Raw genomic sequence first — 15850 nt, forward strand, 5'->3', positions numbered from 1 at the left:
TTCTTTATCTGTCTTTTGGATCAAGCGCGTCGCGCAGACCATCGCCTACGTAGTTAAAGCAGAACAGCGTAACTACCATGAATGCCGCAGGGAACGTCAGTTGCCAGATTGCAACTTCCATTGTTTGCGAACCTTCTTGAAGCAATGCGCCCCAGCTTGTCATAGGCTCTTGAACACCAAGACCAAGGAAAGATAAGAATGATTCTGTAAGGATCATGCTTGGAATAAGCAGCGTAGAGTAAACCGCTACGATACCCAGTACGTTAGGTACGATGTGACGTGTAATGATCTTCCATTTACTCACACCACATACGTGTGCTGCTTCAATGAACTCTTTACTACGTAAGCTCAGCGTTTGACCACGTACAATACGCGCCATATCTAGCCAAGCAATCGCACCAATAGCAACGAAGATTAGGATGATGTTACGACCAAAGAATGTTACTAGAACGATAACTAGGAACATGAATGGAACCGCGTACAAGATCTCAAGGATACGCATCATCACTCGGTCAGTACGACCACCGATGAAGCCAGAAGCGGCACCGTAAAGCGTACCAATCAGTACCGCTACGAATGCACCCATCACACCAACCATCAGTGAGATACGGCCACCGATAAGCGTACGAACGTACAAGTCACGGCCTAAGCTATCAGTACCAAACCAGTGATCCGCATTAGGACCCACGTGCATTGCGTACCAGTCAGTATCATCATAAGTATACTGAGCTAGCATCGGTAAGAAGATAACCGCCAGTACCATAATAGTAAGGATGAACAGGCTGACCATCGCAGCTTTGTTACGCATAAAACGAATGCGAGCATCCTGCCACAAACTACGACCTTCAATCTCTAAACTCTCAGAGAACTTTTCGATCGCTTCTAAATTTTCTTTTTTCTTCAACATAACCAGTCCCTGTTAGTAGCGAATTTTCGGGTCAATCAGCGCTAGCAAAATATCAACGATTGCGTTGAACAAGATGAATAGGAAACCAATCAAGATGGTTACACCCATTACTAGCGAGTAGTCACGGTTAAACGCGGCGTTAACAAACAGCTTACCGATACCTGGTAGGCCGAAGATGGTTTCAACAACAACTGAACCTGTGATGATACCTACGAACGCAGGGCCCATGTAAGAAACAACAGGCAGCATTGCTGGCTTAAGTGCATGTTTTAGAATGATGTAACGGTAGCTTAGGCCTTTTGCACGTGCAGTTCGGATAAAGTTACTGTTTAGCGTTTCAATCATGCTACCGCGAGTAATACGAGCAAAGGTTGCTACGTAAAGAAGAGACATCGCGATAACAGGCAGCACGATGTACATGAATGTACCGCCATGCCAACCACCTGCTGGGAATATGTTCCAGTGCAGGGAGAAAAGGTAAATAAGCGCCGGTGCCAACACGAAGGATGGCATCACCACCCCGAGCATGGCGGTCGACATTATGGTGTAGTCGACCCAGGTATTGTGTTTCAAGGCAGCAATCGTCCCGACGGTGACCCCCATCAATAGTGTGAAAATAAAGGCAACGAAACCTACCTTCGCAGATACTGGAAGTGCAACCGCGATCAGCTCATTTACTGTGTAATCTTGGTATTTAAAAGAGGGACCGAAGTCACCTTGTAAGATATTTGTCAAATACGTGGTGTATTGTTCAAATACTGGTTTATCTAAGCCGTATTTAGCTTCGATGTTAGCCATAACTTCTGGCGGTAATGGACGCTCGCTTGAAAACGGGTTACCCGGTGCGAAACGCATGAGAAAGAAAGATATAGTGATCAACACCAACATGGTTGGAATCGCTTCAAATATCCTTTTCATAATGAATTTAAGCATAAACTCACTCTTTCAGTCTGTGACAATTAAAATTAGAAAGACGCTACATGCGCGCCCTGCGCATGTAGTGTCTGTATCGTTATAGTTATATTAACTTTTTAGAATCGAAGCTTATTATTGAGCTTTGATGTATAGGTCTTTCGAGAAGATCTTATCTTCCGCGTTGTTGATTGGGAAACCACCAACATGCGGGTTAAGTAGACGAGATTTAACGTATTGGTAGATAGGAGCGATTGGCATGTCGTTTGCCATTAGCGCCTCAGCTTCTAGGTAAAGTGCTTTACGCTCTTCTTCTGAAGTTGAGTTAAGTGCTTTATCGATGATTTGGTCGTAAGCCGCGCTGTCGTAGTGAACACCACCGGTAGTGTTGTTACTCTTCATTAGCGTTAGGAACGAAGACGCTTCGTTGTAGTCACCACACCAACCAGCACGTGCTACTTCGAAGTCACCAGAATCTTTAGAAGATAGGTACGTTTTCCACTCTTGGTTCTCAAGTGTTACAGAAAGACCCAGTGTTTTCTTCCACATAGAACCTAGCGCTACAGCAATCTTCTTGTGGTTCTCTGAAGTGTTGTAAAGTAGGTTGAATTTAAGTGGGTTATCTTTTCCGTAACCCGCTTCTTCAAGAAGACGTTCCGCTTCTGCGTTACGCTCTTTCTGAGACATCTTGCCGTAAGCAGGCAGCTCAGGATCGAAGCCAGCTGTGATTTCAGGCGTTAGGAAATACGCAGGTTTTTGACCTTGCGCTAGGATAGCACCTGTTACGATATCACGGTCGATCGCGTAAGAGATTGCCTGACGAACACGAACATCATCAAATGGTGCTTTCTTCGTGTTGAAGATGTAGTAGTAAGTACATAGGTTACCCGCTACAGATACATCTTCCGCGTACTCTTTTTGAAGACGCTTGAAGTGCTCAGTTGGAAGTTCGTTTGTGAAATCGATTTCGCCAGATAGGAAGCGGTTCATTTCCGCTACTTGATTTTCGATTGGTAGGAAGGTTACTTTATTTAGAACCGTCTTATCGTTGTTCCAATATTGGTCGTTACGCTTTAGAACTAAACGCTCGTTAACAACCCATTTATCAACAGAGAATGCACCGTTACCAACGAAGTGGTCAGGCTTAGTCCATTGATCACCGAATTCTTCAACAGTAGCCTTGTGTACTGGCTTCATTGTTGTGTGGCCCATCATCATTACGAAGTATGGTACCGCTGTTTCTAATTCAACAACAAGCGTGTTTGCATCTACAGCTTTAACGCCTAGCTCACTCTTGTCTTTCTTACCCGCTACGATGTCCTTCGCATTCGCCATCTTGGTATATTCCATGTACCAAGCGTATGGAGAAGCCGTTGCAGGATCAACTGCACGTTGCCAGCTGTAAACGAAATCTTCAGCTGTTACAGGATTGCCGTTAGACCATTTTGCGTCTTTACGTAGGTGGAAAGTGAATGTTTTGTTGTCTGTCGTTTCCCAGCTTTCAGCAACACCAGGGATAGTATTACCGTCGCCATCTTGGTTCACTAGACCTTCTAGAAGATCACGAATTACGTGAGATTCTGGTACACCTTGAGATTTGTGTGGGTCGATAGTCGCAACTTCAGTACCGTTACCACGAACAAGTTCCTGAACTTTTGCTAGTTCTGTGCCTGCTGGAACTTCAGCAGCGATAGAAAGAGTAGAAGTGGCAGCCACTGCCAAACCAGCACCTAGAAGAAGGGCCTGAGTGATTTTATTCTTGTACATTTAATAAACTCCAAGTTTTACGTATTGCATCCATGACTTCTTTGCTAAGTTCACTGAACGGCAGTGATTTAGATTTATTTAGCTCAAATTTTAAGCATAAAAATCTAAAACCTTACAAAGATTGAGGCACACACTATCAACCATTGAAGTAATTTGCCATAAACAAGTCGCAAAAAATCGGATAATTCTCCGATTAACTCAAGGTAATAGTGTAAATCTCTAATAAAAACCTAATGCATAGTGAGTTACACATAGGGATTAATTAAAAAACAGCCTTTAGTGTTGATGTATCTGTGTTGATACTTTTTTTTAGCATCTTATGCTAGAACACTGTCGGCAAATTAACATTAATGCCACATGAAATCTAATTGCACATCACATATCCCCTAAATAGACTCCACTATTTGTGAGGGTTATCACTTTATACAAAACAGCATAATGCACTGCACCAAAACAGATTTAGAAATGCACCAAGACAGACAAAATCACTCGCCGAATTTATATGCAACTTGAGTGACTAACCATTTATTAATGCACCTTTTATTTATAAATAGCTTTGTAGCATCCACAAAAAAGCCGACCTTAATAGTCGGCTTTTTACTGTCTCAATCAACAGAGTGAATTTTTGAAGCAACATCATATTGCGAGAATTATTTCTCCCAGCGATCCGCAGCTTTAGTATCTGAATCGCGAGAATCAACCCAGCGAGTTGTTTCGGTGGTGCGTTCTTTTTTCCAAAATGGCGCTTTGGTTTTCAGAAAGTCCATCACAAACTCACACGCTTCGAAGGCAGCACCTCGGTGCGCACTCGATACGCCAACGTAAACAATCTGGTCACCGATATCTAGGTCACCCACGCGGTGAATCACTCGCATCTTCTGGATAGGCCAGCGCGCTTCAGCTTGGTCACAGATCTCGCTCAGCGACTTCTCTGTCATACCCGGATAGTGCTCTAGAGACAAACCAATCACGTTGTCGCCAAGGTTCATGTCGCGAACTTTACCTACAAACGTCACAACCGCTCCCGCAGATGTGCCTTGAGCTAGATAATCGTATTCGCCACCCACAGAAAAATCTTCAGCAGTAACTAATACTCTTGGATCAATAACTCGAGAGTCATTCATGGCTAACCTCCAGTAACAGGTGGGAAGAAAGCCACTTCGTCGCCGTCTTTCACTTCAGTCGTCAAAGGTACGATTGATTGGTTAAGCGCAGCCAGAAGCTTGCCCTCTTCCAATGCGATATCCCATTTGCCTTCTTGTGTTACAAGGTGGCTGCGAATCGCTTCAATCGTCTTGAACTGCGTATCAACTTCAACGCTATCAACACCGACAAGTTCACGAGTTTGAGCAAAGAACAGTACAGTAATCATGATTCCACCTTGAAGTGACCTGATTTACCGCCGGTCTTCTCTAATAGGCGTACATTCTCGATAACAATGTCTTTCTGAACAGCTTTACACATATCGTAAATCGTTAACGCAGCGACAGAAGCAGCCGTTAGCGCTTCCATCTCTACGCCTGTCTTACCTGCAAGCTTACATACTGATTCGATGCGAACCTTGTTTTCAGACTCGATTGCCTCAAGCTGAACTTCGACCTTAGTCAGCAACAAAGGGTGACACAGTGGAATCAAGTCCCACGTCTTCTTCGCCGCTTGGATGCCAGCAATACGTGCCGTTGCGAAAACATCACCTTTATGGTGGCTACCAGAAACAATCAGCTCTAGCGTTTCTGCTGACATTTGGACGAAAGCTTCTGCTCTCGCTTCACGTACTGTCTCTGCTTTAGCCGATACATCGACCATGTTCGCTTCGCCAGACGCGTTAATATGGGTAAATTGGCTCATGCTCAAACCACCTTATACAGAAAGATGTGGCATGAAGTTGCAAGGACGGTGGCTAGCATCCATCTGTTGCTTGATGATCTTAGTCCAACCTGTACGGCAAGCACCTGTAGAGCCTGGCATCGCAAAGATTACTGTGTGGTTAGCAAAGCCCGCAATCGCACGAGATTGAATTGTCGACGTACCGATCTCTTCGTAAGATACTTGACGGAAAAGCTCACCAAAGCCTTCTACTTCTTTGTCGAATAGTGGCTTAAGTGCTTCTGGGGTGCTGTCACGAGATGTGAAACCCGTACCGCCAGTGATCATGATCGCTTGAACGCTGTCATCAGCAATCCACTGAGATACGATCGCACGGATTTTGTACATGTCATCGATAACAATTTGCTTATCAACCACGTTGTGGCCTGCTTCTTTAGCGTGTTCAGCTAGGTAACCACCTGACGTGTCATTTTCTTCAGTACGAGTATCTGAAACGGTTAGTACTGCGATGTTTGCTGCTTGGAATTTGCTTTCTGCGTGACCCATTTGTTCACCTATGTAAATTTTTCAATTATGAGGGCGTGTTGACCTTTCGTGATTAAATTTTGTTCGAGATAAAAGCGTTTTAATCGCGGCGAGGGGGAAGTAGCCTAGTCATTCTAAGCAAATCTCCCTCAACAAAGAGTAAAACGCTTTTTGCGGGGGCGCCCAGCTCGAACCCTTCGGGCAGCGTTTGCTGGTCATTTCTACTACGTTATCGGCTTCTCATGTAGGCTAGCTACACATCAAAGCCTCTGCCTTATATAAATACCCAGCAACTCGCTGCAAAAATCAGCTCGAAAGAGCAACACGCCCTAGACTGATTCGCCCAGCTTAAAGAAGCTGAGCGATAAAATGCTTTAGAGTATGTATAGCGGGTTAACCGCCGATTGACGCCAAGTTTGGAGTCATGCCGCTGTTACCATCATGCAAGAAGTGGCTAACGGACTTGGTTTGAAGCTGAGCCTGAATTCGATCAATGAGCTCTTGCTCTTGCTGATCTTCTTGAATCAGATCTCTCAGTTCAACACCGTGGTCGCCAAACAGACATAGGTGAAGTTTACCGGTCGCAGAAACACGCAGTCGGTTACAACTCTCACAGAAGTCTTTCTCGTAAGGCATGATCAAACCAATTTCACCCTTGTAATCTGGGTGGACAAACACTTGTGCTGGGCCATCGTTAACCGCTTTGACTTTTAACAGCCAACCGTTAGCAATAAGCTGATTGCGAATCGCAACGCCAGATACATGGTGTTTATCGAACAACTCGTCCATCTCGCCGGTTTTCATCAGCTCGATAAAACGTAATTGAATAGGTTTGTCTTTGATCCAATTAAGGAAGGCTGGTAATTCCTGACTGTTGAGGTCTTTCATCAATACAACGTTGACTTTGACTTGTTCATAGCCAACCTCAAACGCTTTATCAATGCCTCGCATAACCTCAGTAAACTTATTCTCACCAGTGATCTGATGGAACATACGTGAATCTAAACTATCCACGCTCACGTTTATATGGGTTAAACCAGCATCACGCCACTGCCCTACTTGTTTCTCCATGCGGTAGCCATTCGTTGTCGTGGCTACTTTTTCGATGCCTGGAGTAGAAGCAACGGTATGTATGATTTCAGGAAAGTCTTTACGCAGACTCGGCTCTCCGCCTGTAATGCGGATCTTTGAGGTACCACAATCTGCAAACGCTTTAACAACGCGTTTGATCTCAGGAACACTTAAAAAAGACGAGTTTTTTTGCCCTGACGGTTTGTAACCATCCGGCAAGCAGTAAGTACATTTAAAGTTACAGACGTCTGTAACCGACAAGCGCAAGTAATAAAACTTGCGATGGAATCTATCTTCGAATTGTTGCGCCACGGAACACCTTTCCAAACACGGGAGGCATAATCATTTCCAATTAAGCCCTTGTGACAACATGTCACTGGCTCTTGATGCGTATCGGTACAGCAAATACCACTGTGCGACTTAGCATGCGAGAGCTCGGAGTTATGGCAACTGCTCGTTATATTCACACGCGCAGTAGCTGAGTAATAAAATACTTAATATTTGTACGTGAATCTAGCTCTGATGACAAAAAACGGGTCACATCGGCAAAAAAAACGTATCAAACCCTCAAAATAACTCTTGTTGAGTATCTGACGAGAAGCATTTAACCTAAATTATAGTTGGTAATAATCTAACAAGAACAAAAAATGAAAATTTACGCTTCAAAGAAAGTCGTCGCAATCGGTGGAGGCCATGGCTTAGGTCGTATGCTTGCTGCATTAAAAGACTTTGGTAGCAATGCAACTGGCATTGTTGCAACAACAGATAACGGTGGCTCAACCGGACGAATTCGAGACTGCCAAGGTGGTATCGCTTGGGGAGATACTCGTAACTGTATCAACCAATTGATCACTGAACCTTCCATCAGTTCGATGATGTTTGAGTACCGTTTTCGCGGCCAAGGTGAGCTAGACGGCCATAACTTAGGTAACCTAATGCTGACGGCATTGGATAACCTTTCCGTTCGCCCATTGGAAGCCATTAACCTAATTCGAAATATGCTCAAGGTCGATGTGAATATCGTCCCGATGACCGAGCACCCTTCCGATCTCACCGCGCTATCAATGGATGGTCGTTGGGTTACGGGTGAAACCAACGTTGACGACATGACAGAAAAACTGCGCATGATGGATCTGTCTCCAGAAGTGCCTGCTACCAAAGAAGCCGTTGCAGCCGTCGAACAAGCCGACTGTATCGTTCTTGGCCCTGGCAGCTTTCTGACCAGTGTAATGCCCCCTCTTCTCCTTCCTGAGATTGGGAAAGCCATCGCTGAGAACACCAAGGCTAAGGTTATTTTCATCGAAAACCTTTCGCCAGAGCATGGCCCTGCAGGAAAAATGACGCTTCAAGAACAGCTTGAATGGTGTGAACGTACCTGCAAAGCGAGAAAAATTGATGTTGTGCTGGGCAATGCGCCGCACCCTGAACTTGAAGGTCTTTGGAACTGCGTGACCACTGACCTTGCCTCTCCTAACCGAGATTGGCGACATGACCGTTTAAAACTTCAACAAGCAATTCGGGCTCAACTCGCTTAATGCTTGCAGCCTAGGCTAAACCACAGAAACCAGTAAAAACAAAAAAGGAGCATCATGCTCCTTTTTTAGTCTCTGTATCTCTACCTGTAGATTTAGCGATTAACCGCTTTAGAGATCAGTCATCAACTGCTGATATTCAGTATAAGTCGATAGTAGAAGTTCCTGCATATCTTGAAAATCAATATCTGTCACAGGCAATGCTTGCTTCACTTTTGCGTCTAAGCTAATAGCAAAACTACACAAAGAATCGGCACCAAAACTCGCAGCACTGCTCTTCAACGCATGGCTGATATCGGCCAAATACTTAGACGTATCGGTATCTTTGTTTAGCTCTAGGTGCTCGTGGTATCCCTTCAATTCACCTAAAAATATTTCCAGTAATACTGGGACATTCTCTTGCCCTATTTCGCCGGCAAGTTCATCAACTTTTTGCTGATTTAATACTTTCGTCATTATTATTTTCTTATTGTTTGGTGATTACTGCTTCGCATTCCACGTTTGCAACTTACGGTATATGGTCGAAGGACTCACATCTAAGAAGCCTGCTGCTCGGGGGATATTGCCATCACACGCTTTAATGGCCTGTTCGATGGCCGTTTTCTCAGTGATCCACAATGGGAAAATATCTTTTACCGTGATGTCTTCATTCTGCTTTTCTTTCAATCGCAGGCTGTTTTCAATCGGTTGGTTCAATGGGGGCGGAAGCATGTTTAGAGTAATCTCTTTACCGTTATTCAAAACCACCACGTTTCGCAACACGTTTTGTAGCTGACGAACGTTACCCGGCCACTCATATTGATTAAAGCGATCAAGTACTTCTTGAGCAAAACGTACAAACGCCTTCCCTTCCTCTACCGACATATAGCCTAGTAACGAGTACGCAATCTCGATGACATCTTCACCACGCTCACGTAATGGCGGCAAGTGCAGCGGAATCACGTATAAACGATAGTATAAATCTTCTCTAAAGCGACCTTCTTGTACTTCTTTCCAAGGGTCACGGTTGGTCGCACACACAAAACGAACGTCCACACTCTTCATCTTCGAAGAGCCGACTTTTTGAAAAGTACCGGTTTGAATAAAACGCAGAAGCTTGGTTTGCAGTTCAAGGTCCATCTCACACAACTCATCGAGGAACAGTGTTCCACCGTCAGCCAATTCAGCAGCACCTTGGCGATCCGTTGCCGCGCCAGTAAAGGCACCTTTTACGTGGCCAAACAGCTCACTTTCAATCAAGTCTTTAGGAATTGCCGCACAGTTGATGGCGATGAAAGGCTTATCACCACGCTTACTCGCCGCGTGAATCGCTTCTGCACATACCTCTTTACCCGTACCACTTTCACCGGTAATGAAAATACTCGCTTTACTCGATGCGGCGGAATCGATAGTTCGGTAAACCTGCTGCATAGTTTGGCTACTGCCAATAAAACCTTGATAGTTCTGGTTTCCCGGATGTTCCGAACTGTTCTTAAGCTTGGTAGCCTTACGGATTGCGTTGTTCACCGTAATACGAAGTCGGTCGGCTTCACATGGCTTGATAAGGAAATCTTGAGAACCATGACGCATTGCTTCTACGGCGGTATCGATAGAGCCGTGCGCTGTCATGAAGATAACGGGCACTTCAGGGTACTTTTGTTTTACAGCAAAGAGCACATCCATACCCGTCATATCAGGCAGACGTAGATCTAATAAAATAAGGTCAGGGATTCGATGATTCAAACTCTCAATTGCATCGCGGCCAGTGCCGACAATGTTGATATCAATTTCGAGCGGTGTAAGATACGAGCGATATAACGCTGCGACTGAAGCCGTATCCTCCACCATCAACAAATACTTTGATTTGTTATCTAACGTTTTTGATTGCATATCCTAGCCATTTATAATTTGCATTTCTTATTATAGTCGCATTCCGCTTTGCATTATGCAAATTAGCCACAATATTTGTGATGTATTTTTTTACTTACTTCAAACAATCAATGTTTTATCTATCTGGCACGAACGATGCAGTAATATAAATGACCTTCGGGTCACCTAGCCAACTGACGTTGTTAGTGAACCGAGTGTTCACAAACGTAAGCCAGTAGAACAATTACTACTGGCTGTTTTTTTGTCTGAACCACTCTCAATTCTTATCTTGAGGGTATGAACTTCTTGAGTAAGAAGTGAGACTAGCTGTTGGTAATGAATTGCTTTCTCATCTGTTCAATCTCATCACGCTTTTGCGCCGCCAACTCAAACTCCAGATTCTGAGCATGCTGATACATCGCAGCTTCTAGCTTACTGATCTCTTTATCAAGCTGCTGTGGCGTAAGCACTGCATAACTTTCAGATGGCTCAGCCACCTTAGATAGTGGAACTTGCTTAGATTGACGCTGCTGTTTCGACTTGGTGATGTCACCCAGCTCCATAATATCTTTGATATTACGTTTCAGCGCTTGTGGTGTAATACCTTGCTCTTCGTTGTAGGCCTGTTGTTTCTCACGACGACGATCGGTTTCATCAATCGCTTTTCTCATCGACTTAGTAATCGAGTCACCATATAAGATCGCCTTACCTTCGAGGTTACGCGCGGCACGACCAATGGTTTGGATCAGAGAACGCTCAGAACGCAAGAAGCCCTCTTTGTCTGCATCAAGAATCGCCACCAACGATACTTCCGGCATATCCAAACCTTCACGAAGTAAGTTAATACCCACTAACACGTCAAACTCGCCCAAACGTAAGTCTCGGATGATCTCGACACGCTCAACGGTATCGATATCAGAGTGCAAGTAACGCACTTTAACGCCATGCTCACTTAAGTATTCGGTTAAGTCTTCCGCCATTCTCTTAGTTAATGTTGTGACCAACACGCGCTCTTCTTTCACTGAACGGATTCTGATTTCAGACAACAAGTCATCCACCTGAGTCGCGACCGGTCTTACTTCAATGATCGGGTCTAACAGGCCAGTAGGACGCACCACTTGATCAGCAATCTCGCCATCTGATTTTTCAATCTCGTAATTACCCGGCGTTGCCGACACAAAAATCGTTTGTGGAGCTATAGACTCAAATTCTTCAAACTTCATTGGACGGTTATCCAATGCAGAAGGCAATCTAAAGCCAAACTCGACCAAGGTTTCTTTACGAGAACGGTCACCTTTATACATCGCACCAATTTGCGGCACAGTCACGTGTGACTCATCGATGATCAGCAAACCATCCTCAGGCAGGTAATCAAATAACGTTGGAGGCGCTTCCCCTTCCGCACGGCCGCTCAAGTATCGTGAATAGTTTTCGATACCGGAACAGAAGCCAAGCTCAGTCATCATTTCAATATCAAACTGAGTTCTTTGAGAAATACGCTGCTCTTCGAGAAGCTTATTGTTGTCTTTTAAGTATTGAGCACGATCTCGCAATTCATCCTTGATGTTCTCAATCGCCTCGAGGATTTTTTCTCTTGGGGTTACATAGTGAGTTTTTGGATAAACGGTAAAGCGCGGTAAGTCTCTTTGCTTAATCGCACCAGTCAGTGGATCAAAGATACTAATGCAATCGACTTCGTCATCGAACATCTCAATTCGAACCGCATCTTGGTCAGATTCAGCCGGAAAGATATCGATCACTTCACCACGAACTCGAAACTGACCACGTTCAAAAGCGACGTCGTTTCTTGAATATTGCAGTTCAGCCAAACGGCGCAAAATATCACGCTGATCCATCACCTCACCACGACTCAAGTGAAGCATCATCTTCAAATACGACTTAGGGTCACCAAGACCGTAGATCGCCGACACAGAAGCCACAATGATGGCGTCTTTTCGTTCTAGTAAGGCTTTGGTTGCCGAGAGCCTCATCTGTTCAATATGAGCGTTCACAGACGCATCTTTCTCGATGAACGTGTCCGTGGTTGGAACGTAGGCTTCAGGTTGGTAGTAATCATAGTAAGAAACGAAATACTCAACGGCATTGTTTGGAAAGAAAGATTTCATCTCACCGTAAAGTTGAGCCGCCAATGTCTTGTTAGGCGCTAATAGGATCGCAGGTCTTTGAGATTGGGAAATGACGTTGGCAAGGGTAAAGGTTTTACCAGAGCCCGTTACCCCTAATAGAGTTTGATGTGCCAAACCAGAATCTAGTCCATCTAATAATTTGGTTATCGCCGTCGGCTGGTCACCGGACGGGCTGTAGTCCGATACCAAGTCAAAGAGTTTGCTCATAGGTCGCCATTTCCATACTGTTTTTTTAATCAGGTCATTGTCACTCTAGGTGGAGTGTCGTTGCAACTATTATCTAGAGAAATGCATCTTAAGATCAGATATCAGTTATAGCTTTTATTTTTAGAACTTGGTATTATCCGTGCCCCTGCAAGATCTCTTCAGCTAAATTACTCGATTTTTAATCCACTACTTTTCCCCAAAAAATCTAAAAATACCGCTTGTTTTACTGTTCGGTTTATAATCTACAAAAGTTATACAATCGCGATATTTTGATATAAATCTTTTAAATACATTGAGTTAGATAAAATTTTTACATTTTTCGATTTATCCCAATGATTGTTGTTAAAGTTTCACACACACACTTATCCACAATTTTGGTGGATAACTAAAGCAAAGCTAAATCCAATAAGGTGTTCAAGAAAGTAAAGTTTTTTATCTTACTTTTTTCTGATATTTTTTATTGACAGAAATTCGGACAATTATTAGAATTCGCGTCGCTAACAAGCAATTCCCCTTTAGTTCAGTTGGTAGAACGGCGGACTGTTAATCCGTATGTCGCAAGTTCAAGTCTTGCAAGGGGAGCCAAATTCAGAAAAAAGCCCAATCTTTCGATTGGGCTTTTTTCGTATGTAACTGCGACTAACTTGTTCCAAGTTAATGTCACAAACTTAGCCGCTCACGTTCATCGTTGATCAAAAAAGCCACGAACTAATCCGTGGCTCACTTAACTTTTGAGACTACAAACTACCCGAGAAGTAATGGGTATCTCGTAGAATCCATTTATATTGCATTATAGGTGACGAGCGATCGTGTCCGTCAAAACCGCAGCTACCTTATCATCGCCAGCTTGATCGCCTTTACTGTAGGTATTGATCTGACGCTTCGATGAATCGTGGATATTAGTGATGGCTACCACTTCTCTCTCAATACCAAATCCAACCAACTTAATCATCAATTCTTTATTTTTGAATGAGTCGCCAACGATCACGATAGAGTTAAAATCTTTCAGTAGCTCTTTAGTCAGATCTTCAACTTGAACATCATTACTATTAATAAAAAAGATATCCGCAGATTTCGCAGAGCTTCGCTCTCCAGCAGACTTCAGTTGGATTTGCTGCATCTCATTGAACACACCATTATCTTGCGTTCCAATGGTAGATAGGCTCGCAGCATTAGAAGCCAAAGACAATAGCAGTGTACTAGCAAAAACAGTACTTTTAACAAAATTCATTCTCTTTACCCTCTAATAACTAAAGAATTGTTTCTTTCATGATGCGGAACGTTTGACCTTTATCGTCAATATCGCAATCGGTATCGATCGTAATGCCGTAGTTAGAATCTCTTTGGTATAAAGTTGACTCATTCTCATTAATTGACCAACTACTGCCATACATATTGAGATAGGCGCGCGAAACCGTCACCGCATTGCCGAATACCAGTTTTTGGTCAACACAAGTATTCCAATCAGCAGTGTAGTTTTCTTGCCACGTCTCATAGCTCTTTAGGTCGTAAACTCGGTACAGGTCTTCACCCCAAATTTCAGCAGCGTTCTTTACATGCCAAAATTCTGCAGATGGAGCATCTCTGTAATACCCAGCTTCTCCCACAGCTTTTGTATTAATAGTCTGGACAACCGAGTGGCCGATATCATTGCCTTCATCAACCGAGGTGTAATTCAACATATTGTGTGTCTGACTCGATTCTTTAGTTTGGCTAAAACCAAACCCAACACCCAGACCAGCAGACGGACCATCTGATTTGCTCGCTTCAAAAGAGCCAGTAATATCGAAACTAAAAGACGTACTCTCAGCTAACGAAATCTCTTTGTTCAAATTACTCGAACTTGGAAAGCTTTGCTGGTTCACAAACAGATTTCCATGTCGTCTTTGAGGGAGACAGTAATCGTTGTTTTTATCGTTTTCACACTCTTCAGACAAGTACTTCCAAGTCAGCCTTGATTGCTCTTTCGCATTATTAGGAGCCTCATCAACGGCTTTCTTGTGAGCCCAATTGTAGGCATTGTCACCTGACATGAAATTAAATTGAGAATTACCATGGAAGATCTGACCTAAGTATCCTTCTGGGTAATAAAAGTGTGGCGCAACTTTCTCATCTTCCCACTCGAAAAAATAGCCTCCGTCGGCAAGGGTTTGACGCGTGACATTCATGCTACCGTCAACCGCCATAATATAGTTAGTCTTATTTGACTGAGAAAACATCAACAAATCGATGGTACGTGCGACATCAACCTGTTCATGAATTTTGTACTTCTCCTTACCATAGCTATAAGCACCATTCTGAGAAGTGATAATAAATTGCTCTTCAATTTGACCATCTTCTATTCTGGCATGCTGACAGAGGTTCGCAATTTTTCCAGGTAAACCCTGCTGCTCTAGGTGATTGTTAATGTATTCTACTTTGGCATTAAAGATATCACAGGCTGTCGCAGGATCATCGTACGCAACATACTCATCAGCCCCTTTGAAGTAGGCATCATCAATTCCAGGGATAGGAGATGCATTAACATAGCCAGATAACATAGAGACTGTTATCAAGCTCAAACTGAAGTGTTTTAATTTCATCACTCGTTCCTTTTAACTGCATTTGCACCAATATCGATGCCTTTTAAAATTAGCGAGTAAAAAAAATATATTCACAATAAAGTTGTAATAAAAAAATCTATTTATCGTTGAATATACCTGAAAATACCAAATTGGACATTTTATATATCGCAGGAGAAGTTAAGACCGTTCATTTTAGATTCTTCGTCCTTAAACCTCCGATAACAATGGGAAATAAGCCGACCTTGTTCTACACGATACGAGAGGCCTGAATGTCCTATGTTAATTCTCTTCCGCCATATTAGTAGGTCTTCAAGTGAATCTACCTTCTCTATTTGAATTTGTATTTTTTCAAAGTATCCATCAAAGTTCATAATTCAACATCTTACCAAAGCCAAAAACCATACCAACTAGTTTTTATAATTAAGGTACTTATAAAAACCAAATTTCAAAAATTCGGTTAGCCAATCACTAACCAACCGATAATTGAGAGAATTATTTTTTTATAATGTAAAAAGCCACACTAAAGTGGCTTTTTATTTAACG

Annotated in this window: 14 protein-coding genes, 1 tRNA gene and 1 riboswitch; of the genes, 2 read left to right on the forward strand and 13 right to left on the reverse strand. The window is 43.3% G+C overall.

Features of this window, described 5'->3' with window-relative positions:
* Positions 1-4 precede the first annotated feature (4 nt).
* The 8 genes from oppC to moaA form a co-directional block, all read right to left on the reverse strand.
* Positions 5-907, reverse strand: a complete 903-nt coding sequence (oppC, locus tag CWO27_RS02595; protein ID WP_048662067.1) for an oligopeptide ABC transporter permease OppC — start codon at positions 905-907, stop codon at positions 5-7.
* Positions 908-919: 12 nt separating this feature from the next.
* Positions 920-1840: an oligopeptide ABC transporter permease OppB gene (gene oppB / locus CWO27_RS02600; RefSeq protein ID WP_017062174.1), complete on the reverse strand. Its 921-nt coding sequence runs from the start codon at positions 1838-1840 to the stop codon at positions 920-922.
* Positions 1841-1954: 114 nt separating this feature from the next.
* Entirely contained in the window at positions 1955-3586 is a 1632-nt protein-coding gene (locus tag CWO27_RS02605; RefSeq protein WP_107898519.1) for an ABC transporter substrate-binding protein, read from the reverse strand.
* A 650-nt stretch (positions 3587-4236) separates the two neighbouring features.
* Positions 4237-4710 carry a molybdopterin synthase catalytic subunit MoaE gene (moaE, locus tag CWO27_RS02610; RefSeq protein WP_065103216.1) on the reverse strand — a complete coding sequence of 158 codons (474 nt, stop codon included), beginning with the start codon at positions 4708-4710 and terminating at the stop codon, positions 4237-4239.
* Positions 4711-4712: 2 nt separating this feature from the next.
* On the reverse strand, positions 4713-4958 hold the full coding sequence (gene moaD / locus CWO27_RS02615; protein WP_065103215.1) for a molybdopterin synthase sulfur carrier subunit: 246 nt from the start codon (positions 4956-4958) through the stop codon (positions 4713-4715).
* Positions 4955-5434 (reverse strand): cyclic pyranopterin monophosphate synthase MoaC, encoded by a 480-nt coding sequence (gene moaC / locus CWO27_RS02620; protein ID WP_004734026.1) that lies wholly within the window; start codon positions 5432-5434, stop codon positions 4955-4957. The genes moaD and moaC overlap by 4 nt, the downstream gene beginning before the upstream one ends.
* Positions 5435-5446: 12 nt before the next feature.
* A complete protein-coding gene (moaB, locus tag CWO27_RS02625; RefSeq protein WP_010437177.1) occupies positions 5447-5959 on the reverse strand; it encodes a molybdenum cofactor biosynthesis protein B in 513 nt (170 codons plus the stop codon).
* A 372-nt stretch (positions 5960-6331) separates the two neighbouring features.
* Complete coding sequence (gene moaA, locus CWO27_RS02635) at positions 6332-7321, reverse strand: GTP 3',8-cyclase MoaA (protein ID WP_017632500.1); 990 nt, start codon at positions 7319-7321, stop codon at positions 6332-6334.
* Positions 7310-7462: riboswitch (molybdenum cofactor riboswitch) on the reverse strand. Its footprint overlaps the gene before it by 12 nt.
* 194 nt (positions 7463-7656) lie before the next feature.
* On the opposite strand from moaA, the gene CWO27_RS02640 reads away from it, so the two are divergent.
* A complete protein-coding gene (locus tag CWO27_RS02640; RefSeq protein ID WP_107898520.1) occupies positions 7657-8544 on the forward strand; it encodes a YvcK family protein in 888 nt (295 codons plus the stop codon).
* Positions 8545-8652: 108 nt separating this feature from the next.
* Here CWO27_RS02640 and luxU read toward each other — a convergent pair whose 3' ends face one another.
* The 3 genes from luxU to uvrB form a co-directional block, all read right to left on the reverse strand.
* Complete coding sequence (luxU, locus tag CWO27_RS02645) at positions 8653-8997, reverse strand: quorum-sensing phosphorelay protein LuxU (protein ID WP_102433499.1); 345 nt, start codon at positions 8995-8997, stop codon at positions 8653-8655.
* A 24-nt stretch (positions 8998-9021) separates the two neighbouring features.
* On the reverse strand, positions 9022-10410 hold the full coding sequence (gene luxO / locus CWO27_RS02650; protein ID WP_004734031.1) for a quorum-sensing sigma-54 dependent transcriptional regulator LuxO: 1389 nt from the start codon (positions 10408-10410) through the stop codon (positions 9022-9024).
* A 302-nt stretch (positions 10411-10712) separates the two neighbouring features.
* Positions 10713-12743: an excinuclease ABC subunit UvrB gene (gene uvrB / locus CWO27_RS02655; RefSeq protein WP_055319718.1), complete on the reverse strand. Its 2031-nt coding sequence runs from the start codon at positions 12741-12743 to the stop codon at positions 10713-10715.
* A 509-nt stretch (positions 12744-13252) separates the two neighbouring features.
* Here uvrB and CWO27_RS02660 point away from each other — a divergent pair.
* Positions 13253-13328, forward strand: a tRNA-Asn gene (locus CWO27_RS02660).
* 205 nt (positions 13329-13533) lie between these two features.
* Here the strand turns inward: CWO27_RS02660 and CWO27_RS02665 are convergent.
* Positions 13534-13974 carry a hypothetical protein gene (locus CWO27_RS02665; RefSeq protein ID WP_102286074.1) on the reverse strand — a complete coding sequence of 147 codons (441 nt, stop codon included), beginning with the start codon at positions 13972-13974 and terminating at the stop codon, positions 13534-13536.
* A 19-nt stretch (positions 13975-13993) separates the two neighbouring features.
* Positions 13994-15325 carry an excinuclease ABC subunit B gene (locus CWO27_RS02670; RefSeq protein WP_102530173.1) on the reverse strand — a complete coding sequence of 444 codons (1332 nt, stop codon included), beginning with the start codon at positions 15323-15325 and terminating at the stop codon, positions 13994-13996.
* Between the last annotated feature and the right edge of the window lie 525 nt (positions 15326-15850).

The sequence above is a fragment of the Vibrio sp. 10N.286.51.C3 genome (genome assembly GCF_003050065.1).
GTDB lineage: Bacteria > Pseudomonadota > Gammaproteobacteria > Enterobacterales > Vibrionaceae > Vibrio > Vibrio crassostreae.

Bases quoted from the DNA above. Each gene is read 5' to 3' on its own strand.
- oppC (WP_048662067.1), bottom strand. From the start codon at position 907: ATGTTGAAGAAAAAAGAAAATTTAGAAGCGATCGAAAAGTTCTCTGAG.
- oppB (WP_017062174.1), bottom strand. From the start codon at position 1,840: ATGCTTAAATTCATTATGAAAAGGATATTTGAAGCGATTCCAACCATG.
- CWO27_RS02605 (WP_107898519.1), bottom strand. From the start codon at position 3,586: ATGTACAAGAATAAAATCACTCAGGCCCTTCTTCTAGGTGCTGGTTTG.
- moaE (WP_065103216.1), bottom strand. From the start codon at position 4,710: ATGAATGACTCTCGAGTTATTGATCCAAGAGTATTAGTTACTGCTGAA.
- moaD (WP_065103215.1), bottom strand. From the start codon at position 4,958: ATGATTACTGTACTGTTCTTTGCTCAAACTCGTGAACTTGTCGGTGTT.
- moaC (WP_004734026.1), bottom strand. From the start codon at position 5,434: ATGAGCCAATTTACCCATATTAACGCGTCTGGCGAAGCGAACATGGTC.
- moaB (WP_010437177.1), bottom strand. From the start codon at position 5,959: ATGGGTCACGCAGAAAGCAAATTCCAAGCAGCAAACATCGCAGTACTA.
- CWO27_RS02640 (WP_107898520.1), top strand. From the start codon at position 7,657: ATGAAAATTTACGCTTCAAAGAAAGTCGTCGCAATCGGTGGAGGCCAT.
- luxU (WP_102433499.1), bottom strand. From the start codon at position 8,997: ATGACGAAAGTATTAAATCAGCAAAAAGTTGATGAACTTGCCGGCGAA.
- luxO (WP_004734031.1), bottom strand. From the start codon at position 10,410: ATGCAATCAAAAACGTTAGATAACAAATCAAAGTATTTGTTGATGGTG.
- uvrB (WP_055319718.1), bottom strand. From the start codon at position 12,743: ATGAGCAAACTCTTTGACTTGGTATCGGACTACAGCCCGTCCGGTGAC.
- CWO27_RS02665 (WP_102286074.1), bottom strand. From the start codon at position 13,974: ATGAATTTTGTTAAAAGTACTGTTTTTGCTAGTACACTGCTATTGTCT.
- CWO27_RS02670 (WP_102530173.1), bottom strand. From the start codon at position 15,325: ATGAAATTAAAACACTTCAGTTTGAGCTTGATAACAGTCTCTATGTTA.